22 protein-coding genes, 2 tRNA genes and 1 riboswitch are annotated in these 20,567 nt (G+C 59.2%); of the genes, 21 read left to right on the top strand and 3 right to left on the bottom strand.

The features are described from left to right. Positions 1 to 16 precede the first annotated feature (16 nt). From ACR0ER_RS06505 to cmk, 10 genes are all read left to right on the top strand, one after another. Entirely contained in the window at positions 17 to 670 is a 654-nt protein-coding gene (locus ACR0ER_RS06505) for an outer membrane protein (protein WP_480768205.1), read from the top strand. A gap of 134 nt (positions 671 to 804) precedes the next feature. Next, positions 805 to 1,827, top strand: coding sequence for a PhoH family protein (locus ACR0ER_RS06500; protein WP_480768204.1), 1,023 nt, complete (start codon positions 805 to 807; stop codon positions 1,825 to 1,827). A 33-nt stretch (positions 1,828 to 1,860) separates the two neighbouring features. Next, positions 1,861 to 2,355: an rRNA maturation RNase YbeY gene (gene ybeY / locus ACR0ER_RS06495; RefSeq protein ID WP_480768203.1), complete on the top strand. Its 495-nt coding sequence runs from the start codon at positions 1,861 to 1,863 to the stop codon at positions 2,353 to 2,355. Between the two features lie 35 nt (positions 2,356 to 2,390). Continuing rightward, positions 2,391 to 3,278 carry a hemolysin family protein gene (locus ACR0ER_RS06490; RefSeq protein ID WP_170332923.1) on the top strand — a complete coding sequence of 296 codons (888 nt, stop codon included), beginning with the start codon at positions 2,391 to 2,393 and terminating at the stop codon, positions 3,276 to 3,278. Then, positions 3,275 to 4,771, top strand: coding sequence for an apolipoprotein N-acyltransferase (lnt, locus tag ACR0ER_RS06485; protein WP_480768202.1), 1,497 nt, complete (start codon positions 3,275 to 3,277; stop codon positions 4,769 to 4,771). The genes ACR0ER_RS06490 and lnt overlap by 4 nt, the downstream gene beginning before the upstream one ends. A 42-nt stretch (positions 4,772 to 4,813) precedes the next feature. Next, a riboswitch (SAM-SAH riboswitch) is annotated at positions 4,814 to 4,862 on the top strand. A 5-nt stretch (positions 4,863 to 4,867) separates the two neighbouring features. Next, complete coding sequence (metK, locus tag ACR0ER_RS06480) at positions 4,868 to 6,049, top strand: methionine adenosyltransferase (RefSeq protein ID WP_170332919.1); 1,182 nt, start codon at positions 4,868 to 4,870, stop codon at positions 6,047 to 6,049. 92 nt (positions 6,050 to 6,141) lie between these two features. Continuing rightward, a complete protein-coding gene (gene trmB, locus ACR0ER_RS06475) occupies positions 6,142 to 6,855 on the top strand; it encodes a tRNA (guanine(46)-N(7))-methyltransferase TrmB (protein WP_480768201.1) in 714 nt (237 codons plus the stop codon). Between the two features lie 79 nt (positions 6,856 to 6,934). Next, positions 6,935 to 8,008 carry an amidohydrolase family protein gene (locus tag ACR0ER_RS06470; RefSeq protein ID WP_480768200.1) on the top strand — a complete coding sequence of 358 codons (1,074 nt, stop codon included), beginning with the start codon at positions 6,935 to 6,937 and terminating at the stop codon, positions 8,006 to 8,008. Between the two features lie 99 nt (positions 8,009 to 8,107). After that, complete coding sequence (gene aroA / locus ACR0ER_RS06465) at positions 8,108 to 9,454, top strand: 3-phosphoshikimate 1-carboxyvinyltransferase (RefSeq protein WP_480768199.1); 1,347 nt, start codon at positions 8,108 to 8,110, stop codon at positions 9,452 to 9,454. Next, the gene (cmk, locus tag ACR0ER_RS06460) at positions 9,451 to 10,068 is read left to right on the top strand and encodes a (d)CMP kinase (RefSeq protein WP_480768198.1); all 618 of its coding nucleotides are present in this window, start codon (positions 9,451 to 9,453) and stop codon (positions 10,066 to 10,068) included. The genes aroA and cmk overlap by 4 nt, the downstream gene beginning before the upstream one ends. Before the next feature lie 18 nt (positions 10,069 to 10,086). Here the strand turns inward: cmk and ACR0ER_RS06455 are convergent, their stop codons facing one another. Beyond that, complete coding sequence (locus ACR0ER_RS06455; RefSeq protein WP_480768197.1) at positions 10,087 to 10,566, bottom strand: YHS domain-containing (seleno)protein; 480 nt, start codon at positions 10,564 to 10,566, stop codon at positions 10,087 to 10,089. 218 nt (positions 10,567 to 10,784) lie between these two features. On the opposite strand from ACR0ER_RS06455, the gene ACR0ER_RS06450 reads away from it, so the two are divergent. The 11 genes from ACR0ER_RS06450 to ACR0ER_RS06400 all read left to right on the top strand — a co-directional run bounded on the left by ACR0ER_RS06450 (position 10,785) and on the right by ACR0ER_RS06400 (position 18,908). Next, a complete protein-coding gene (locus ACR0ER_RS06450) occupies positions 10,785 to 11,300 on the top strand; it encodes a hypothetical protein (RefSeq protein ID WP_480768196.1) in 516 nt (171 codons plus the stop codon). 144 nt (positions 11,301 to 11,444) lie between these two features. Further along, complete coding sequence (locus ACR0ER_RS06445; protein WP_480768195.1) at positions 11,445 to 11,744, top strand: DUF6525 family protein; 300 nt, start codon at positions 11,445 to 11,447, stop codon at positions 11,742 to 11,744. 237 nt (positions 11,745 to 11,981) lie between these two features. Further along, positions 11,982 to 13,658, top strand: a complete 1,677-nt coding sequence (gene rpsA, locus ACR0ER_RS06440; RefSeq protein ID WP_039532111.1) for a 30S ribosomal protein S1 — start codon at positions 11,982 to 11,984, stop codon at positions 13,656 to 13,658. Positions 13,659 to 13,929: 271 nt separating this feature from the next. Continuing rightward, entirely contained in the window at positions 13,930 to 14,214 is a 285-nt protein-coding gene (ihfB, locus tag ACR0ER_RS06435) for an integration host factor subunit beta (RefSeq protein WP_037310872.1), read from the top strand. Positions 14,215 to 14,220: 6 nt separating this feature from the next. Then, positions 14,221 to 14,571, top strand: a complete 351-nt coding sequence (locus ACR0ER_RS06430) for a lipopolysaccharide assembly protein LapA domain-containing protein (RefSeq protein WP_170332902.1) — start codon at positions 14,221 to 14,223, stop codon at positions 14,569 to 14,571. A 9-nt stretch (positions 14,572 to 14,580) separates the two neighbouring features. Beyond that, on the top strand, positions 14,581 to 15,225 hold the full coding sequence (locus tag ACR0ER_RS06425; protein WP_480768194.1) for a phosphoribosylanthranilate isomerase: 645 nt from the start codon (positions 14,581 to 14,583) through the stop codon (positions 15,223 to 15,225). A 47-nt stretch (positions 15,226 to 15,272) separates the two neighbouring features. Next, complete coding sequence (locus ACR0ER_RS06420) at positions 15,273 to 15,608, top strand: hypothetical protein (RefSeq protein WP_480768193.1); 336 nt, start codon at positions 15,273 to 15,275, stop codon at positions 15,606 to 15,608. Positions 15,609 to 15,675: 67 nt separating this feature from the next. After that, positions 15,676 to 16,923, top strand: a complete 1,248-nt coding sequence (gene trpB / locus ACR0ER_RS06415; RefSeq protein WP_480768192.1) for a tryptophan synthase subunit beta — start codon at positions 15,676 to 15,678, stop codon at positions 16,921 to 16,923. Positions 16,924 to 17,218: 295 nt separating this feature from the next. Continuing rightward, positions 17,219 to 17,291: transfer RNA gene (locus ACR0ER_RS06410), tRNA-Gly, on the top strand. Further along, positions 17,291 to 17,364 (top strand) — tRNA-Arg (locus tag ACR0ER_RS06405). The genes ACR0ER_RS06410 and ACR0ER_RS06405 overlap by 1 nt, the downstream gene beginning before the upstream one ends. Positions 17,365 to 17,762: 398 nt before the next feature. After that, entirely contained in the window at positions 17,763 to 18,908 is a 1,146-nt protein-coding gene (locus tag ACR0ER_RS06400) for a slipin family protein (RefSeq protein WP_480768191.1), read from the top strand. A gap of 42 nt (positions 18,909 to 18,950) precedes the next feature. Here the strand turns inward: ACR0ER_RS06400 and ACR0ER_RS06395 are convergent, their stop codons facing one another. After that, positions 18,951 to 19,325 carry a DUF2237 family protein gene (locus tag ACR0ER_RS06395; RefSeq protein WP_170332892.1) on the bottom strand — a complete coding sequence of 125 codons (375 nt, stop codon included), beginning with the start codon at positions 19,323 to 19,325 and terminating at the stop codon, positions 18,951 to 18,953. 9 nt (positions 19,326 to 19,334) lie between these two features. Further along, positions 19,335 to 20,498: a serine hydrolase domain-containing protein gene (locus ACR0ER_RS06390; protein WP_480768190.1), complete on the bottom strand. Its 1,164-nt coding sequence runs from the start codon at positions 20,496 to 20,498 to the stop codon at positions 19,335 to 19,337. Between the last annotated feature and the right edge of the window lie 69 nt (positions 20,499 to 20,567).

Here is a 20,567-nt window from a genome sequence, read left to right as displayed (position 1 = left end):
CAATCTCGAACAGGGCGTGACTGATCCCCCGGTTGTCAGTTCCAAGCGCCTTGGTAATGACGTAAGCGCTTTCTATTTGGGCCTCAGTGGCGGTCATGCCTCAAACGGGTCGGACCGATTCGGTCTGCGGACCCCGGCGGGAACATTCCAAGTTGGTGAATTGGACCTGCGCGGAGGGTATTTCGGTATTCGAGGTGGCTGGCGTGGTGTTCTTCCGGCCGCGGGCGGGCGTGACTATGTCTATGGGGTCGAACTGGGTTATGATACTGGAACGATTGATGATTTGGTCTCAACCGAGATTGGCGGCATCGCGGCCACCGGAGGTTCGAAGGTCTCGGACGTTCTCTCGATACGGTTACGCAATGGTCTGACCAACAAAAGCGGTTCTGTCCTTTACTTTGTTTCAGTCGGGTATGTGCAAGGCGACGTTGAAACCACCAGCAGTCTGGCCCTTGGGCCCATCCCACAACGCTTTGAAGACAGTGACACGCGCGGCGGGTTCTCGGCCAGTATTGGGGCGGAGCACAAGCTGAATGAAAACTGGTCGATCACAGGCGAGTATGAATACGTACAGTTCGATTCGCGTACCGTTGAGTTTGACAACGGATTTTCTACGAAATCCACACCTCGTTACCGAGGCCTGAGATTTGGTTTGAACTATACATTCTGATGGCGCGGGTCTTAGCGATCTGTGTCCCGCGTCGGCGGTTTTACCATCCATTGGTGAAAATTTGAATCTGTGGCTTGCGCCCACCAAGATTTGTTGTCTACGCTCAAGGTGAAACGCCAAGACAGGAGAACGGATTGGCCATCGGTGCCCTTACCCCACCGCAAGATGACATGCCCCAGAGCGAGGCGTTTGTTGAATTCCCTGACAATCGTTTGTTGATTGATTTGTGCGGCGAGTATGACCGCAACCTGACCGAAATCGAACACAAGCTGTCTGTGCAGATCGTGCGACGCGGCAATCAGTTGGTTGTCATGGGCGACGAAGACTCGCAAAAACAGGCCATCGAGGTGCTGCAGGCGCTTTATACCCGTCTTGAGGGCGGTCGCGATGTAGAGGCTGCGGACGTGGACCGCGAGCTTCGGATGGGCGGCTCTGAGACAGGAACCGGCAGCCGCGACGGCGACCAGCTTGAGATGTTCAAGGGTGGTACGGTTGAAATCAAAACCCGCAAAAAACTGGTTGAGCCACGCACAGATGCGCAAAAGGCTTATGTTCAGTCGCTGTTCAACAACGAATTGGCCTTTGGAATCGGTCCTGCGGGCACCGGCAAAACCTATCTGGCGGTGGCTGTCGGCGTTTCGATGTTCATCGGAGGGCATGTGGACCGGATCATTCTAAGCCGTCCCGCCGTCGAGGCTGGTGAAAAGCTGGGCTATCTGCCGGGCGACATGAAGGATAAGGTCGATCCTTACATGCAACCGCTCTATGACGCGCTGAACGATTTTCTGCCCGGCAAGCAGTTGGCCAAGTTGATCGAAGAAAAACGAATCGAAATCGCTCCGCTGGCGTTCATGCGCGGTCGGACTCTGGCCAATGCCTTTGTGGTGCTGGACGAGGCGCAGAACGCCACCACCATGCAGATGAAGATGTTCCTGACCCGTCTGGGTGAGGGCAGCCGTATGGTCATCACCGGAGATCGGTCGCAGGTAGACCTGCCGCGCGGGGTTCAGTCGGGGCTGGCGGATGCCGAACGGTTGCTGAAGACGATCCCGAATATCAGCTTCAACTATTTCACCTCGAAAGACGTGGTACGCCACCCGCTTGTCGCCGCCATTATCGAAGCGTATGAGGCCGACTCAGGCCGTGAGACGGGGTAATCGTCCAGAGCCGTGGGCTTTGGGCACAGTGACATGAACCTTGAAATTACGATCGAAGACACGCGCTGGCAGCGGCTGGAGCCCTTGGCCACGCGGGCCACTCAGGCGGTATTGGATCATTGCAATCTGGACGCTGATCTTTGTGAAATCAGTCTGCTGGCCTGTGACGACACCCGGATCGCCGATCTGAATGCCGAGTTTCGGGAAAAGCCCACTCCGACCAATGTGCTCAGTTGGCCAGCCGAGGATTTGGCTGCTGACCAACCGGGCCAGTCGCCGCTGCAGCCCGAACCAGACTTCACAGGTGAAATCACGCTGGGGGATATTGCGATTTCCTATGACACCTGCGCGCGCGAGGCGGACGAGGCGGGCAAGCCCATGGATGATCACGTCACGCACCTGATCATTCACGGAACTTTGCATTTATTGGGATACGATCACATCCGTGATGAAGACGCGGATTTGATGGAAGCCGTCGAGGTCGATATACTTGGCAAACTGGGTCTTGATGACCCATATAACGCGTAGACGGGCCTATACGGCCGATTAATTGGAACAGGATTATGGGCGATACAGACGGCAGTTCTATGGCGGCGCAGAGCGCGCAACCAAAGAACGGCGGTGACAATGTCAAAGAGAAACCCGGATTGTTTTCTCGAATAGTGGATGCGTTCTCGCCACCGGACGAGGATGAAGTCCACGTAGCCAATGGGCACGAGGCCGACAAAGCGCAGCCGCGTGGTATGATCAACCTGCGGCGGATGCGGGTCGAGGATGTGGCCATTCCAACGGCCGAGATCATCGCAGTCCCTTCAACAATTTCAAAAGATGAACTGGCGCAACTGTTTCGCGACAGCGGGTTGTCCCGGATACCGGTGTATGAGGGCACGTTGGACACGCCCTTGGGGTTCGTACACCTCAAGGATTTCGCCCTGACTCATGGGTTCAACGGTGGCAGCACCGAGTTTGATCTGGTGTCCATGCTGCGGACATTGTTGTTTGTGCCGCCCTCGATGCCGATAGGTGTGCTGCTGACGAAAATGCAGACAGAACGCCGCCACATGGCGCTGGTAATCGACGAATATGGCGGTGTCGACGGTTTGCTGACTATCGAGGATCTGATCGAACAGGTGGTCGGTGAGATTGCCGACGAACACGACGCTGACGAGGATCAGCTTTGGGTACAGGAAAAGCCCGGTTGCTACATCGTTCAGGCACGGGTGCCGTTAGAAGAGTTCGAGGCTGAGATCGGGCGCTCGCTAACCAGTCACGAGGACGTGGACGAGGAAGAGATCGACACTCTGGGTGGATTGGTCTTCATGCTGTCGGGTCGCGTGCCAGCACGGGGCGAGGTTGTTCTGCATCCCGAAGGCCCGGAATTCGAGGTGATCGACGCTGACCCGCGCCGGATCAAGCGGCTGCGTGTCATGTTGCCGGATCTTGCTGCATGAACCCATCGCGGGGCTGGCCGTTTTGGGTAAGGTTCTCGCTGTCGGCCCTATTGGGTGCACTGGCGGCGTTTGGTCTTGCACCCTATGGCGTTTGGGCGACGACGCTGGTTGCGCTGATGTTGCTGGCCCCACTGTTTCTGTCCACGGAAACGCGCGGACGGGCCGCTTGGCTGGGCTGGGCCTTCGCCACCGGGTACTTTGCCCACGGTCTCAGTTGGATTGTCGAGCCGTTTTTCGTAGACGCCGAGCGTCACGCCTGGATGGCCCCCTTTGCCCTGATCTTCATGGCAGGTGGGTTGGCCCTGTTTTGGGCGCTGGCCTTTTGGGCCGCGAAGCGACCGGGTGGACACCCTGTCGGGCAGGCGGTTTTTCTTGCAGTCGCAGTGTCTCTGGCGGAATGCGCCCGGGGCTATGTGTTGACGGGGTTCCCCTGGGCTGGTCTGGCGCAGATCTGGGTCGACACGCCGGTGGCGCAAGTTCTGTCCCTATTTGGGCCGTATGGTCTGGGGGCGGTGACTCTGCTGGCAACCTTGCCCCTAGGCGCGGCGCTGGCGCAACGTAGCGGGTTCGCACTGCCACTGGGACTGACGGTTGGCGCGGCCTGTTTGGCGCTGGGCTATGCTGTAACGCGCCCGCCTGTCATAGAAACCGACCACACCGTGCGCCTGATCCAGCCTAACGCGCCACAGCATCAGAAATGGGACCCGGATTATGCGCCCTTGTTCTTTGCGCGCCAGATCGAGTTCACTGCCGCACATCCCCGGCCAGATCTGATCGTTTGGCCGGAAACCTCAATCCCGGCCTGGCTGGGCAGCGCGCAGCCGTATTTGACTGCCGTTACCGATGCAGCGCAGGGCGTGCCGGTGTTTCTGGGAGTTCAACGGGGTGACGGGCCGCGCATCTACAACTCGATGATCTATCTGGACGAGCAAGGACAGCAGCAGGGCCTGTATGACAAGCACCATCTTGCACCGTTCGGAGAGTATGTGCCGTTCGGAAACCTGATGGCAAGGTTCGGCATCCACGGGATGGCCACCACCGCTGGTCACGGGTTCAGTTCGGGACCGGGCGCTGCACTGATGGACGCTGGAAAGCTGGGTAAGGCCCTGCCACTGATCTGCTATGAGGCGGTTTTCACGCAGGATGTTTTTTCCGCGCCTGGGCGCGCGGATTTCCTGCTGCAAATCACCAATGACGCCTGGTTCGGCACGCGGTCCGGACCGTATCAGCATCTGGCTCAGGCGCAGATGCGGGCGATTGAACAGGGCCTGCCCATGATGCGTTCGGCCAACACCGGGGTGTCGGCGATGATAGATCCGTTGGGGCGCGTCACTGACTCACTGGCTTTGGGGCAGGCGGGCTTTGTGGACGCAAAATTACCGGCACCGCTGCCCCGGACATTATTTGCCCGGATCGGGGATATCCCGGTCTTCGCACTGCTGGCGGTACTGTATGCGCTGCTTTGGCGCAACGCTCGACGGGAACGGGTTTAATTACCGATTGACCCCGTGTTGCTGTGGGCGTATCCACTCGCATGCCTGTCACAACGGCTTCCTGGCGTGATGGGGAAATCTTAATGGAGCACTTTTATGTCCCGACAGAACTATGTTTTTACTTCGGAATCCGTTTCCGAAGGGCACCCGGACAAGGTTTGCGACCGGATATCCGATGCCGTACTTGACGCTTTTCTTAACGAAGAACCCGAAGCGCGCGTGGCGTGCGAAACCTTTGCCACGACCGACCGTGTGGTGATTGGTGGAGAGGTAGGTCTTTCTGATCAAGAAAAGCTGCACGATTATATGGGTCGAATCGACGAAATCGCGCGGGCCTGTATCAAGGATATCGGATACGAGCAGGACAAGTTTCACCATGAGACCGTCGAGGTGACGAACCTGTTGCACGAACAGTCCGCCCATATCGCGCAGGGTGTGGACGCGTCGGAAGACAAGGACGAGGGTGCAGGCGATCAGGGTATCATGTTCGGTTATGCAACGACCGAAACGCCCGCTTTGATGCCGGCTCCGATCCAGTATTCGCACGCGATTCTGCGTCGTTTGGCTGAGGTGCGCAAGAACGGGACCGAGCCCGCATTGGGGCCGGACGCAAAGTCGCAATTGTCGGTCGTGTACAGAGACGGCAAGCCGGTCGGTGTCAGCTCGATCGTGCTGTCGACCCAGCATCTGGAGGAGACGCTGACCTCGAAGGACATCCGCGCCATCGTCGAACCCTACATCACCGAAACCTTGCCCGAGGGCTGGCTGACCGCAGAAACTGAATGGCACGTAAACCCCACCGGCAAGTTCGTGATTGGCGGACCGGATGGCGATGCGGGTCTGACAGGGCGCAAGATCATTGTCGATACCTACGGCGGTGCCGCGCCGCACGGTGGTGGTGCGTTTTCGGGCAAAGACCCGACCAAGGTGGACCGTTCAGCCGCATATGCCGCGCGCTATCTGGCCAAGAATGTGGTCGCTGCTGGCATGGCTGAACGCTGCACCATTCAGTTGAGCTATGCGATCGGTGTGTCCAAACCTCTGTCGATTTATGCGGACACGCACGGTACGGGTCAGATTGCGGACGCGGTGATCGAGAAAGCCGTCGGTCAGGTGATGGACCTGACGCCACGCGGCATTCGTCAGCATCTGGAGTTGAACAAACCGATCTATCAGCGCACCGCGGCCTATGGTCATTTCGGTCGTGAACCGAATGCCGATGGTGGTTTCAGTTGGGAACGCACCGATCTGGCCGATGCCCTGAAAGCGGCGGTCTGATCTGAAACCAATGAAAGCGCGCCGGGGTCGGCGCGCTTTTCGGTTCTGCGCCGGGGTTGCAACGTGGAGACCCGCGCAGTATGGGCACCGCCATGAGCACCCAGACACCACAACGCCCCCGCAGAAACTTCTATGGTCGCTTCAAGGGCAAGTCCCTCAAGCCCAGCCAAAAGACGTATCTGAACGAAGACCTCGACACCCTGTCGCCGGGCGCTGTCGATTGGGAGGCCAACCCCGAACGCCATCCTTTGGACCTGAAGGCGCTGTTCGGAGGCAAGGAGGTCTGGCTTGAGGTCGGCTTTGGCGGCGGTGAGCATCTGGTCCATCAGGCCGCCAGTAACCCTGATATCGGGATCATCGGCGCCGAGCCCTATATCAACGGTGTTGCCATGCTGTTGGGCAAGATACGTCAGGCGGGGGTCGAGAACCTTGCTGTCCATCCCGGTGATGCACGCGATCTGTTTGACGTGCTGCCCGAAGCCAGCATCTCTCGCGCGTTCCTGCTGTATCCTGATCCGTGGCCCAAAACCCGGCACCATCGCCGCCGCTTTGTGACTCAGGAACATCTGGAGCCTCTGGCGCGGGTGCTGAAACCCGGCTCGATTTTCCGCGTGGCCACTGACATCCCCGACTATGTTCGCCAGACGTTGGAAGAGGTGCCGCGTGCCGGCTTCGAATGGTTGGCCGAGCGCCCTGTTGATTGGCGCGAGCCTTGGGAGGATTGGATTTCCACCCGTTATGAACAAAAGGCTCTGCGCGAAGGGCGGACGCCGCATTATTTGACCTTCCGCCGAACCGGGGTCTGATCCGTTTCAAATTTCTGTAATCCTGAACGCTGTGCTAGGCTGAGTGTGTTTCTTAGCTTAGCTTTTTTCCAGGATTGCCATGTCTGATATTCGGATCACGAACTGTCACACGCACTTGTTCCATTCGCGTCATGTGCCGGCGGCTTACCCGTACCCGGCGCTCAAACCGTTCAGGAAGATGCCATGGCTGATAAAGGCCTTGTCATTTGGCGCACACCTGATCGGCCAACAATCTGTCTCTGAAAAACTGGCTCGACTGTACCGCTTTCAGAAGGAAGCGGACGAGGCCAGCCAACGCGATATTTTGGACAACCTGAGACGACACTATCCGAACAATACTCGGTTTGTGGCGCTACCAATGGAAATGTCGGCGTTTGGGTTCGGTAGGCCGGAGGTCCCACTGAGCGTGCAACATGACCAGTTGGCAAAGCTTTCCGGTGATCCAGAGGTTGGTCGGTCAGTGATCCCTTTTGCAACGATTGACCCACGGGCCGACCCTCAGGCACAGGAACTTTGGCGCGCAATTGACGGTTTGAAGTTCCGTGGCCTCAAGCTCTATCCGCGATTGGGGTTTGCGCCTGACGATCCGGTCCTGATGCAGAAAGTGTACCCCCGGTTGGAGGAAAAGAACCTGCCCGTAATGTCTCATTGCTCGCGCGGTGGCGTACAGGGGCGATATCTTTCAGACCATTGGGCAGATCGATACACGGAGCCAGAGGCCTTTATTCCGGTCATGCGTGCGCATCCAAAACTTCGGATTTGCCTAGCGCATTTTGGTGGGCAGCGTGATTGGGATGCTTACATCAATCCGGACCTTGAGGATCCTCTGGACGATGCTTTTGGCCGAAACTGGCAGGTCGCGATTCGGCGCATGATCGGCAGCGGAGACTATCCGGGCCTGTGGACCGACATTTCCTACACACTGTTTCAGTTCGAGGAATACGCCCCGTTTCTGAGAATGTTCCTGACCGGCGAAGATGACGAAAGCGAAAGGCTCAGGTCCCGGGTTCTGTTCGGGTCGGATTACTACATGACCCGGTTGGAGGCGCTGTCGGAAAAGGCGGTCTGTATCCGGTTGCGGAATGTATTGGGGGAAGAGATTTTCCGGCAGATCGCGGAAGAAAACCCCTCGAAATGGCTGGGTGAGGCCTGACAGACGCTTTCGCACCCAAGTGGCGCGTCATTGCCGCTGGACCAACCGGCGCCAATTCGCTAATCGGCTTGGGCACTGATAGCGAAAACAGGAGCCCCCATGTCCGGACACGGCACGCCCATCCCGATGACCTCGCATCCCTGCGGCCCGCTGACCGGCACGGCTGAGGTGCCCGGCGACAAATCGATCTCGCACCGGTCGCTGATTCTGGGTGCTATGGCGGTGGGTGAGACCAAAATCTCGGGCCTGCTTGAAGGAGAAGACGTTCTGGATACCGCCAAGGCGATGCGCGCCTTTGGGGCCGAGGTGACGGATCACGGCGGCGGTGAATGGACCGTGCATGGTGTTGGCGTCGGTGGCTTTGCCGAACCCGATCAGGTAATCGACTGCGGCAACTCTGGCACCGGGGTGCGGCTGATCATGGGCGCGATGGCGACCTGCCCGATCACGGCGACATTCACCGGCGACGCGAGCCTGAACAAACGCCCGATGGCGCGGGTGACCGATCCGCTGGAGCTGTTTGGCACGCAATCCGTGGGCCGTTCCGGAGGGCGCTTGCCGATGACCATCGTGGGCGCGGCAGAACCCGTTCCGGTCCGCTATGAAGTTCCAGTGCCGTCTGCGCAGGTGAAATCCGCCGTTCTGCTGGCCGGTCTGAACGCCCCCGGCAAGACGGTGGTGATCGAGAAAGAGGCCACCCGCGACCATTCGGAACGAATGCTGGCCGGTTTCGGTGCCGAAATAACCGTTGAAGACACTGACGAAGGCCGGGTGATCACTCTGACCGGTCGCCCCGAACTGAAGCCGCAGGTCATCGCCGTACCGCGCGATCCGTCCAGCGCGGCCTTTCCGGTCTGTGCGGCGCTGATCACGCCCGGCTCGGACGTTCTGGTGCCGGGTATCGGCCTGAACCCGACCCGCGCGGGTCTGTTTACCACGTTGCGTGAAATGGGTGCCGATCTGACCTATGAAAATGAACGCGAAGAGGGCGGTGAACCCGTCGCCGATCTGCGCGCAAAGTACTCGCCCATTATGAAGGGCATCAACGTGCCGCCGGAGCGGGCGGCCTCGATGATCGACGAATATCCGGTTCTGTCCGTGGTCGCGGCCAATGCCACCGGCACCACGATGATGGGCGGCGTGAAAGAGCTGCGCGTCAAGGAAAGCGACCGGATCGACGCCATGGCACGCGGGCTGCGCGCCAACGGCGTGACCGTGGAAGAGGGCGAGGAATGGTGGTCGGTCGACGGGCTGGGCATCGGCAACGTCCCCGGCGGCGGCACCTGCGAAAGCTTTCTGGACCACCGCATCGCCATGTCGTTCATGGTGATGGGGATGGGCGCGAAAACCCCGGTTTCCGTGGATGACGGCGGCCCGATCGCAACCTCGTTCCCGATTTTCGAACCGCTGATGGCGTCTTTGGGTGCCAAGGTCGAACGCACGTGAGCTTTACGGTCGCCATTGACGGCCCTGCGGCGGCGGGCAAGGGCACGATCTCGAAAGGCGTAGCTGCGCATTTCGGGTTCGCGCATCTGGATACCGGATTGCTCTACCGCGCGGTTGGACGTCGGACGCTGGACGGCAGCGATCCTGTCGAGGCGGCGCAGGCACTGACCGCTGAGGAGTTGGAACAGGGCGATCTGCGCACGGCCAAGATTGCACAGGCAGCGTCGAAGGTGGCGGTGATCCCCGAGGTCCGCGCGGCGCTGGTCGATTTTCAGCGTGCTTTTGCCCAACGTGCCGGGGGCGCGGTTCTGGACGGGCGCGATATCGGAACGGTGATTTGCCCTGAGGCTGAGGTGAAACTGTTCGTCACCGCCAGCGCTGAGGTGCGGGCCGAACGGCGGTTTCTGGAGCTGAGCGCCAAGGGGTCGGACGTCACCCGTGAACAGGTGCTGGCCGATGTGCGCGAACGCGATGCGCGGGATGCAGAGCGCAGCACCGCGCCGATGAAGCCCGCCGAAGATGCCGTTCTGCTGGACACCTCTGAACTGAGTATCGAGGCGGCATTGTCTCAGGCCGTGGCCTTCATCGAACAGAAAATGCCCGCGACGCCATAACGCCGCGGGCTTTCACGATTACAATTCGCCGACGGCGACGCTTTTGATATTCGCCCACTGATCGTCAGCGGTTTTTGCCGTGGCTGTCACGTCCTTCAGGAAGGCTGCGCGGGTTTCAGCGTTCAGGAACAGGTACAGCTTGCCATCCGCAACCAAATACTGGTCCGGGTCGCCGTCGAACTTCTTGCCCACGGACACGCCGAACGAACAAAACCCACCATGCTGCGGCAGATAGGCGGCGGGGTTGGCTTCGAACGCTTCGCGGTTCGCGGTGCTGGTAAAGTAGTATGACGCGCCGTCATAGGTGGCGGAATGGGTGGCAAAGCCCTCGACAGGGTTGCCGTCATTCACCAGCGCGACCAGATCGACACCATGCGCGGCCAGCGGCGCGCCTGCGGCGGAGATACCGTTTGAGACGTTGATTTCGTCTGCGGCAAAGGCCGGGGCCGCGACCAGCGGCAGAGCGGCGATGAGGGTGGTCAGAACCAGAGACTTCATTGGAATTTCCTTTCCTGTTCAGGTTTCGGTTAACCGGATGGCCAACCGCTGAAACATAGGTAGAGGGGCGGTCCTGAACGGGCTATCGCAGCAAGGCCGTCAAACCTTGCAGATCGTTCAAACTTGCGGTCGGACGGATTAAGCTCTTCACCAAGCTTTGTTTGGTCAGCCTGTCAGCCGGCACCTATGGTTGGGGCATAGCCTGCAGGAGAGATGCGATGATCCGACTAGCCCTAACGCTGATTTTTCTGGCCGGAAGCCTGGCTGCTCAGGAAGCCGAGCCGCCGATGGACTATGAACGTCTGGGCAAGATCATCTTCGCGCTCGACCCCGAGGCACAGCCGCGTGGGCCGGGGTTCCAGTTGACCGTGTCAGACGTTCCGGTGCTGGTCATCACCGACAGCAATGCCGACCGGATGCGCGCGATGGTCCCGATCCGCAGCGCCGAAGGACTGACCGCTGAGGACATGCAGCGCATGATGCAAGCCAATTTCGACAGCGCTCTGGACGCGCGCTATGCGATTGCAAACGGGATGCTTTGGGCGGCGTTTATTCATCCGCTTTCGCCGCTGGAAAAGGACCAACTGATCTCGGGGTTGGCGCAGACGGTGAACATCGCCAAGACTTACGGCTCGCTCTATTCCGGTGGGGCGCAGCAGTTCGGCGGGGGCGACAGCGGCAACCTTCAGCGGGAACTGATTGAAGAGTTGTTGAAGAAAGGTGAGGAAATCTAGACTGGTTTAACCTACAACCCATTGGGCAAAACCGCGTTGCGGTCCATCTAATAAAGATGTAATAACATCTCAATTAGAGGATCGTATGCCCCACTTTCTGCTGTTCAATATTTCAACCCAGTTTGTCTGGATTTGGTGGGCCTGATGGCAAAGCGCCGTACAGGGAGAAACCTGCGTAGCGGCCTCAAGCGCCGTAGGCGTCAAAGGCCGTCCATGCAAGCTTATGACGCGCTGCCCCCGCAATTGCGGCAATGGTTGGCAAACGCATGCCTGCCGTGGAGCCCGGACTCGGCCTTTCGGATTTGGCGGGGTGCGGGTGGTGGCACAGATCCTTCGGCTGCACTGGGCCGGCTGGAAGAAGTCGAGCAGGCTATGTTGCGTCGGGATGCGGAAATCTGGGACGGGCATCCCATGGCGGCGCGGGCGGGCGAGAATTCTGCCTGACAGCGCGAAAATTGGCTTTCTACTTGCACATCATGGGGAATCCGCCTATACGCGCGCTGTCTGAACAAGGGCGGTTAACGTCTGGATGACGTATCTGAGCAGGGCCGGGTCACCTCGGCCCTTTGTGTTTGTGTAATCAGATGCGCCCCGGGTCACGCGATCAGGCATCACGAAACAAGACCGGCGGAGACAACCGCTCGGCCAGCAAAAACGTACTGTAAAGGAAAACAACGCCACATGGCTAACGCATCCATGGAGGAATTCGAAGCCCTCCTGAACGAAAGCTTCGAAATGGACACACCCGAAGAGGGTTCTGTTGTCAAAGGTAAGGTTCTGGCGATCGAAGCCGGCCAAGCCATCATCGACGTAGGCTACAAAATGGAAGGCCGCGTTGATCTGAAAGAATTCGCAAATCCCGGCGAAGCCCCTGAAATCGCTGTAGGCGACGAGGTCGAAGTATACCTGCGCGCCGCAGAAAACGCCCGTGGCGAAGCCGTCATCTCGCGCGAGATGGCCCGCCGTGAAGAAGCATGGGACCGTCTGGAAAAAGCATATGCCGACGACCAGCGCGTCGAAGGTGCAATCTTTGGTCGCGTCAAAGGTGGCTTCACCGTCGATCTGGGTGGCGCAGTTGCGTTCCTGCCCGGCTCGCAGGTTGATGTTCGCCCCGTGCGCGACGCTGGCCCGCTGATGGGTCTGAAGCAGCCGTTCCAGATCCTGAAAATGGACCGCCGCCGTGGCAACATCGTTGTTTCGCGTCGCGCAATCCTGGAAGAATCGCGTGCCGAACAGCGTGCCGAAGTCATCGGCAACCTGTCCGAAGGTCAGACCGTTGAGGGTGTTGTCAAGAACATCACCGAATACGGTGCATTTGTTGACCTGGGCGGCGTTGACGGCCTGCTGCACGTCACCGACATGGCATGGCGTCGTGTGAACCACCCGTCCGAGATCCTGACGATCGGCGAAACCATCAAGGTTCAGGTCATCAAGATCAACAAAGAAACCCACCGCATCAGCCTGGGCATGAAGCAGCTGCAGGAAGATCCGTGGGATCTGGTTGCTGCCAAGTACCCGCTGGGCTCGGTCCATCAGGGTCGTGTCACCAACATCACCGACTACGGCGCGTTCGTCGAGCTGGAAGCTGGTGTCGAAGGTCTGGTGCACGTGTCCGAGATGTCCTGGACCAAGAAAAACGTCCACCCCGGCAAGATCGTTTCGACCAGCCAGGAAGTCGACGTCATGGTTCTGGAAATCGACGGCGCCAAGCGTCGCGTGTCTCTGGGCCTGAAGCAGACTCAGCGCAACCCGTGGGAAGTGTTTGCAGAAACGCACCCCGAGGGCACCGAAGTCGAAGGCGAAGTCAAGAACATCACCGAATTCGGTCTGTTCATTGGTCTCGAAGGCGACATCGACGGCATGGTTCACCTGTCGGACCTGTCCTGGGACGAGCGTGGCGAGGATGCGATCCAGAACTACCGCAAAGGCGACATGGTTTCGGCCGTTGTCTCGGAAGTTGACGTCGAGAAAGAGCGTATCTCGCTGTCGATCAAAGCCCTGGGCGGTGACAAGTTCGCCGAAGCCGTGGGCGGCGTGAAGCGTGGCTCGGTCATCACTGTCGAAGTTACCGCGATCGAAGATGGCGGCATCGAGGTCGAGTACGAAGGCATGAAGTCCTTCATCCGTCGTTCGGACCTGTCGCGTGACCGTGCTGAGCAGCGCCCCGAGCGTTTCTCGGTCGGTGACAAGGTCGACGTCCGCGTCACCAACGTCGACAGCAAGACCCGCCGCCTGGGCCTGTCGATCAAGGCACGCGAAATCGCCGAAGAGAAAGAGGCCGTGGAACAGTACGGTTCCTCCGACTCGGGCGCATCGCTGGGCGATATCCTGGGTGCAGCGCTGAAGTCGGGCGACTAAGCCCGGGCCTCAGCCTTAGCCGAATTTACGGCCTCGCGCAGACGCGCGGGGCCGTTTTTGTTGCGAATCAATATGTTCCGATTTTCGGGCTTATTCCGGGTGTGGTTTGCGCTTTAAGCGCGGAATTCGCGTGAACAAGCAAAAAATCGCGCGGTTTAGCAGCAAAATTAAGGCTTTGCACAAAGAGTTTACGTTCCCCCGATCCGACTTTTTTCCTATACTGTTCAGAACAATAGAGATGGTTAACCGGTCGCCTGGGAGGGTAGCGCTCATGATCCGTTCAGAACTGATTCAGAAAATTGCCGACGAGAACCCGCATCTGTACCAACGCGACGTCGAGCGGATCGTGAATACAGTGTTCGAAGAAGTGACGGATGCCATGGCACGAGGTGATCGTGTGGAGTTACGCGGTTTCGGTGCGTTTTCGGTGAAACAGCGTGACGCGCGGGTGGGTCGCAATCCTCGCACCGGTGAGACCGTTCAAGTCGAAGAAAAATGTGTGCCGTTTTTCAAAACTGGCAAGTTGCTTAGGGATCGATTGAACGGTAAAGCCTAAGCTATGATGCGTTACCTTCGATATGCTTTTCTGGCGATCCTCGGGATCGTGCTTATTTCCGTTTCGCTTGCCAATCGTGAGACGGTTGAACTGTCGCTGATGCCGGAGCCTTTTGCCGAGGTTGTAGGCTTTAACTTCAGCACGTCGCTGCCACTGTTCGTGGTGGTGTTGGGTGGTGTGGTTGCGGGCCTGATCATCGGCTTCCTCTGGGAATGGCTTCGCGAACATAAGCACCGCCGGGATGCGTCCGCTAAGAAAAGCGAAGTGCGCAAGCTTGAGCGCGAAGTCAAAAAGCTCAAGAAAAAGCAGAACGAAGGTCAGGACGAAGTTCTGGCCCTGCTGGACGAAGCCAGCTGAGGCAAACCAATGCCCCAAGATGCAAGTGTTAAAATCTGCGGTCTGACCGCCCCTGATCACGTGCGCGTGGCTGCTGCGGCCGGCGCGCGCTACGTCGGGTTTGTGTTCTTTCCGAAATCGCCGCGGCATCTGGAAATTGAGGCCGCTGCCGAACTGGCGCATCTGGTGCCCGTCGGGATCGCCAAGGTCGCGCTGACTGTCAACGCGTCGGATGAGGAACTGGACCGGATTGTAGCCAGCGTGCCGCTGGACATGTTGCAGCTGCACGGAAAGGAAAGCCCGGATCGCGTGGCCGAGGTTCGCGAACGGTTTGGTCTGCCCGTGATGAAAGCCATCGGCGTGGCCGAGGCCGAGGATCTTGCGGCAATCGACCAGTATTCCGAGGTCGCGGACCAACTTCTGATCGACGCCAAGCCGCCGCGCAACGCCAAGCTGCCGGGCGGAAACGGCTTGGCTTTTGACTGGCGTCTGCTGGCAGGACGCAAGTACTGGCGCCTTCCGTGGATGCTGGCCGGGGGGCTGACGCCTGACAACGTGGCCGAAGCCATGCGCATGACCGGCGCGCGACAGGTCGATGTGTCTTCGGGTGTGGAAAGCGCGCCCGGCGTGAAGGACGCAGCCCTGATCCGCGCCTTTATTGACGCCGCCCGGTGATCTGAACACCGGGTGCCTGCGTATCTCCGATAGGGGAGGACGCGGCAATGCTGGCAGCGATTGGCGGAGTTTCATTGAAACGGTGGTACTATGGGCCGGAGTTTTTCTGGCGTGCCCGTCAGGCAATGATGCAGGCGCGGGGTGACCCGCTGTGCGTGAAAGTAGAGGTCTTCCCGCATCAGGGGCTCTATTTCTCGCTGAGTGTCTGGCACGACGCCGAGGCGATGCTGACCTTTGCCCATTCCGGACCGCACCGCCGCGTTGTTCAGGCGGCCACGCGTCTGGCCGAGGTGAACGAGTTTCATCACTTCCCCTGTATTGCCGTGCCCAGCAGAGATCAGGCGCTACAGGTTTGGGCTCAGCGCGTTCAGGCGGCGGAATGATACGTTTTGCCATGGCAAATCCCGCCGCTACCTCCTATGAACGTCGCGTACGACGATGGAGACACCCATGGCCAACGATCTTTTCAATTCCTTCATGTCCGGTCCCGACGAACAGGGCCGCTTTGGCATCTTCGGTGGGCGCTTTGTCAGCGAAACGCTGATGCCCCTGATCCTGTCGCTGGAAGAGGAATATGAAAAGGCCAAGGACGATCCCACCTTCTGGGCCGAGATGGACGATCTGTGGGCGAACTATGTGGGTCGCCCCTCGCCGCTGTATTACGCGGAACGCATGACCGAGCATCTGGGCGGTGCCAAGATTTACCTGAAGCGCGATGAGCTGAACCACACCGGCGCGCACAAGATCAACAACGTGTTGGGTCAGATCATTCTGGCGCGCCGCATGGGCAAGACCCGGATCATCGCCGAGACCGGAGCCGGTCAGCACGGCGTGGCAACCGCTACCGTTTGCGCAAAGTTCGGCCTGAGATGCGTGGTTTATATGGGCGCGCATGATGTGCAGCGTCAGGCGCCGAACGTGTTCCGTATGCGCCTGCTAGGGGCCGAAGTGATCCCGGTGACCTCGGGCCGTGGCACCCTGAAGGACGCCATGAACGACGCGCTGCGTGACTGGGTGACCAATGTGCGCGACACGTTCTACTGCATCGGTACCGTTGCCGGTCCGCACCCGTATCCTGCGATGGTGCGTGACTTCCAGTCGATCATCGGCAAGGAAGCCAAAGAGCAGATGATGAAGGCCGAAGGCCGTCTGCCGGATACGCTTATCGCGGCCATTGGTGGTGGCTCGAACGCAATGGGCCTGTTCTACCCGTTCCTCGACGACAAAGACGTTAACATCATCGGCGTTGAGGCTGGTGGTAAGGGCGTGAACGAAAAGATGGAGCATTGTGCCTCGCTGACGGGTGGTCGTCCGGGCGTACTGCATGGAAACCGCACCTACCTGCTGCAGGACGATGACGGCCAGATTCTCGAAGGTTATTCGATCTCAGCCGGTCTGGATTACCCGGGTATCGGGCCTGAGCATTCGTGGCTGCACGACATTGGCCGCGCGAACTATGTCTCGATCACCGACAAAGAAGCGCTTGAGGCGTTCCAGCTGTGCTGCGCTACCGAAGGCATCATCCCGGCTCTGGAACCGTCCCACGCGCTGGCCCATGTGATGAAAATCGCCCCCGAACTGCCCAAGGATCACCTGATCTGCATGAACATGTGCGGACGCGGCGACAAAGACGTGCAGACCGTGGCCAAATATCTGAACTTCGACATGTCGGATACCGAAGGCCGCACGGCCGATTGACCAAGCGGTTAATTTTGAAATTTCTGAAAAGAGCGGCGCGCCTTTGACGGGTGCGCCGCTTTGTTTTTGTCGCGCGGCGTTTTCGAATATTGCGCAACTGGGTAATTTTGTTGCGTGCTCGCCACAGGTGCATTTTAGGGTTGCAGAAAATTATTGAGCGAATCCAGCACCTTCGCCTAAACCCGCCGCTACCGGTCACAACGGGCCGGACCCTAGCGGGCAGAGGTGATCACTCTCCCGGTGCGGACGGCGCTGCCGAAACCGTATGCCAGGGCCGAAACCGAGGATTGGTACATGCTTTGTAGCTCAGTTGGATAGAGCGGCAGGTTTCCCATCTGTAGGAGAAGGTTCGACTCCTTCCAAGGCACCAAATGTAGCTCATTCTGGTAGAGCAATCGACTGCGAATCGATGGGTAGTGGGTTCGATTCCCGCCATTTGACAAAGCTGTTCAGTCAGCACCGGCCTTCAACGCCGGCCCGTGAAAACGGTCCAAAATTTATGGGTCCGGGTGTTCCCCAGCAGGGGCGGCACCGCGCAACGTCAGGCTTTGGCCGGGCGGGGCAAGGGTCTTCGCTGCTCTGGCTTTGGGCTGGAGGGCAGATGACGGTGCCGCCGGATCGGTGCCCCGCTGAGCCCATCGGGCAGGGCGGCGCATTGATCCCGCGCCCCTCTCTCTGACCCTCCCGCGCAGGGGCATGGCGCGGGGGATGTCCGGATCTTTCCTGCCTTTATCCGAAGGCTTAACAACTGTCACCCGTTCGGGGTGCAACCCACTGAAAACATGAAAAGGAGTTCGCATTTGCGACGACGATAGAGCGAGACGAAAAGGAGAAATGATATGACACTGTTCCAAGATCTGATTGACCGGCTGACCGGCCACCGGCGGCTGACCCTGACCGAGACCCAGCGGATGCTGGTCCTGCGCAATGGGGTGTTCGATGCAATCCTCGGCCCCGGGAAACACCGGCTGCCGCGCAAGGATGTGCTGACCGAGATGCACGATCTGGAGAAGCTCTTTTTCGTGTCGCCCTACGAGCGGGCGCTGATGCAGAACCGGCCTGAACTGGCCGCAAAGCATCTGACCGAGTTCCGGGCCGAGCCTGACGAAGTTCTGGTTCTGCTGCGGGATGGGCTGCCTGTTCGGGTCCTGAACCCCGAAGCGCGGGCGCTGGTCTGGAAAGCGGCGGGTCCGTGGAAGGTTGAGCATCACGCGCTGACCGAAACCATGGCCGTTCCCAAAGCAGTCGCGCAGCGGCTGGTTCGGGCCGGGCTGCGGTTAAACCTGACGCAGGTCGAAGTTGCCGAAGGGCATACCGGGCTGCTCACGGTGGACAGTGTGCTGGTGGATCAACTGACCCCCGGTGCGCACGCCTTCTGGAAAGTCGGGCGGAACGTCGAGGTCAAGCAGATCGACCTGCGGCAACGCACTCATGAGGTGACAGGGCAAGAGATCCTGACCAAGGATCGGGTGACCATCAGGGTCAACCTCAGCGCCGACTACCGGGTCGTTGATCCGGTCACGGCGGTGGGGGCGGTCAAGGACTTCGATCAGGCTCTGCACCGGGCGCTGCAACTGGCGTTCCGGAAGAACTTGGGGGCGATGACACTGGACCGGCTGCTGGCCGAGAAGGTGACCGTCGACACCGAGGCTGCGGATCGGGTGCGGACACAGATGGCCGGGATCGGTATCGAAGTGGGTGAGATCGCGTTGAAAGACGTCATCCTGCCCGGGGAGATGCGGGAGATCCTGACCGCCGTGGTCGCTGCCGAGAAACAGGCCGAGGCCAACGTCATCCGGCGGCGGGAAGAAACCAACGCCACGCGGTCTCTGCTGAACACCGCGAAGGTGATGGCGGAAAACCCGGTGATGCTGCGGCTGAAAGAGCTGGAGGCGCTGGAAACCATCGCCGGAAAGGTCGAGCGGCTGACGGTCCACAACGGGACAGAAGGTCTGATGTCCGACCTTGTCAAACTGCGGGAGTGATCCCGAATAAGGGCCGGTCCGGGGTATCCCGGGCCGGCCTGTTTATTCCGTTGCCGCGTGTTCGGCCAGCAGGCGCAGCGGCACCACGTCCAGCGCACGCTGATGGGTGGCCTCAAGATGCACCTTGGGCGCACAGCCTTCGTCATGGGCCTGCAGAAAGCGTCCGGCGCACAGGCACCAGCTGTCACCGGGTTTCAGGCCGGGAAAGTTGAACTCGGGGCGTGGGGTGCTCAGATCGTTTCCGACATATTTCGAAAAGGCCAGAAATTCGGCTGTCATCACAGCGCAAACTGTATGGCTGCCTTGATCCTCGGGGCAGGTGTTGCACGCGCCGTCCCGAAAAAATCCGGTCAGCGGATCGCGGGAACACGGGGCGAGCACACCGCCCAACACATTGATACTGTCCTGTTTTTCCATAGGCCTACCTTACAGGCTTTGGGCGATCTTGCGGAACATTTCTATGTTTGCTTCGTTCACGCCGTCATCGCGGAATTTCCGATCCGCCCCGGTTGTCACGATCAGAACCCCACGCGGCTGGTCGAAATAGATGTACTGACCATAAACGCCACGTGCGAGGAACTCACCCTCATGCGCTCCGACCGGAATCCACCATTGATAGCCGTACCCGATTTTACCCGTCTGGGTCGGCGCGCTGGGCAGGACGGATTCAGTGATCCAGTCTGCAGGCACCAATTGTTGGCCATCAATCTCTCCGTTTTGCAGGATCATCTGACCAAAGCGGGCGAAATCGCGGGTTGTGAAGTTCAACCCACCCAGCACAAAGGCAACCCCGGCACCATCGGTCACGTAGTAGCCATCATACTCCAAACCCAGCGGCTGAATGATCTTTTCGGTTAGCAACTCGGTCACACTGCGCCCGGTTGCGCCACGGATCACCATGCCGATGACATGGGTGTCGATCGAGACGTATTGCCAGGTCTCGCCCGGGGTGGCGAAAATGTCCTGTAGCGAAGCCGCGAAGTCATCCAACTCTCCGCCCAATGCCACCACGCGGCCCATCCGATTAATGTCTGAGTTGGGGTCGAAATAGTCCTCGTCAAAGGTAACGCCACTGGCCATGTTTAGCACATTGCGGATTGTCGCGCTGTCATAGGCGCTGCCCTTCAGCTTGGGCGCGTATTTCACTACCGGATCATCCAGCGAGTCGATGGCACCTTCGGCCAGCAGAATGCCGAACAGGGCCGAGAGATAGCTTTTTGCAACCGACCATGAGATTCGGCGATCCTCGGGGGCGGTGCCCAGATAGTACTCTTCGAACCGGATTTGTCCGTCCTGCATTACCAGCAGAGAGGTTACGGCCCGATCCTCGATCCATTGATCCGTGCCTTCGGGCAAATCAAAGCCAGGGCCATAGGGCAACTCCCATGTTGGCCTGTTGCCGCGAGGCAAGTCGACCGTCAGGAAGGCCTCATCCATATGAGAGAAATTGTGGACGATCTTCTCTTCGGAAAACAAAGAGTTCACAGCCATCAGCCGTTGAATTTCTTCGCGTTTCAAAAAACCTACGACAACTGCGGCCAGCACCAACATAAGCAGGATGCGCAGCACCCACTTCAACAGAGCTTTCATCTATCGCCTCCCGTATCCCTGCAACATTGGAACCCGCCCGACGCGGTTCCGCAATTGGGACGTTACGGC

The sequence above is a fragment of the Ruegeria sp. CH8 genome, from assembly GCF_056536985.1.
Note: the sequence above shows the minus strand (reverse complement) of the source record. Positions and strands in the feature narration are given on the sequence as shown.

Coding starts and splice junctions, on each gene's coding strand:
- ybeY (WP_480768203.1), top strand. CDS start 1,861: ATGAACCTTGAAATTACGATCGAAGACACGCGCTGGCAGCGGCTGGAG.
- ACR0ER_RS06490 (WP_170332923.1), top strand. CDS start 2,391: ATGGGCGATACAGACGGCAGTTCTATGGCGGCGCAGAGCGCGCAACCA.
- lnt (WP_480768202.1), top strand. CDS start 3,275: ATGAACCCATCGCGGGGCTGGCCGTTTTGGGTAAGGTTCTCGCTGTCG.
- metK (WP_170332919.1), top strand. CDS start 4,868: ATGTCCCGACAGAACTATGTTTTTACTTCGGAATCCGTTTCCGAAGGG.
- trmB (WP_480768201.1), top strand. CDS start 6,142: ATGAGCACCCAGACACCACAACGCCCCCGCAGAAACTTCTATGGTCGC.
- ACR0ER_RS06470 (WP_480768200.1), top strand. CDS start 6,935: ATGTCTGATATTCGGATCACGAACTGTCACACGCACTTGTTCCATTCG.
- aroA (WP_480768199.1), top strand. CDS start 8,108: ATGTCCGGACACGGCACGCCCATCCCGATGACCTCGCATCCCTGCGGC.
- ACR0ER_RS06455 (WP_480768197.1), bottom strand. CDS start 10,566: ATGAAGTCTCTGGTTCTGACCACCCTCATCGCCGCTCTGCCGCTGGTC.
- ACR0ER_RS06450 (WP_480768196.1), top strand. CDS start 10,785: ATGATCCGACTAGCCCTAACGCTGATTTTTCTGGCCGGAAGCCTGGCT.
- ACR0ER_RS06445 (WP_480768195.1), top strand. CDS start 11,445: ATGGCAAAGCGCCGTACAGGGAGAAACCTGCGTAGCGGCCTCAAGCGC.
- rpsA (WP_039532111.1), top strand. CDS start 11,982: ATGGCTAACGCATCCATGGAGGAATTCGAAGCCCTCCTGAACGAAAGC.
- ihfB (WP_037310872.1), top strand. CDS start 13,930: ATGATCCGTTCAGAACTGATTCAGAAAATTGCCGACGAGAACCCGCAT.
- ACR0ER_RS06430 (WP_170332902.1), top strand. CDS start 14,221: ATGCGTTACCTTCGATATGCTTTTCTGGCGATCCTCGGGATCGTGCTT.
- ACR0ER_RS06425 (WP_480768194.1), top strand. CDS start 14,581: ATGCCCCAAGATGCAAGTGTTAAAATCTGCGGTCTGACCGCCCCTGAT.
- ACR0ER_RS06420 (WP_480768193.1), top strand. CDS start 15,273: ATGCTGGCAGCGATTGGCGGAGTTTCATTGAAACGGTGGTACTATGGG.
- trpB (WP_480768192.1), top strand. CDS start 15,676: ATGGCCAACGATCTTTTCAATTCCTTCATGTCCGGTCCCGACGAACAG.
- ACR0ER_RS06400 (WP_480768191.1), top strand. CDS start 17,763: ATGACACTGTTCCAAGATCTGATTGACCGGCTGACCGGCCACCGGCGG.
- ACR0ER_RS06395 (WP_170332892.1), bottom strand. CDS start 19,325: ATGGAAAAACAGGACAGTATCAATGTGTTGGGCGGTGTGCTCGCCCCG.
- ACR0ER_RS06390 (WP_480768190.1), bottom strand. CDS start 20,498: ATGAAAGCTCTGTTGAAGTGGGTGCTGCGCATCCTGCTTATGTTGGTG.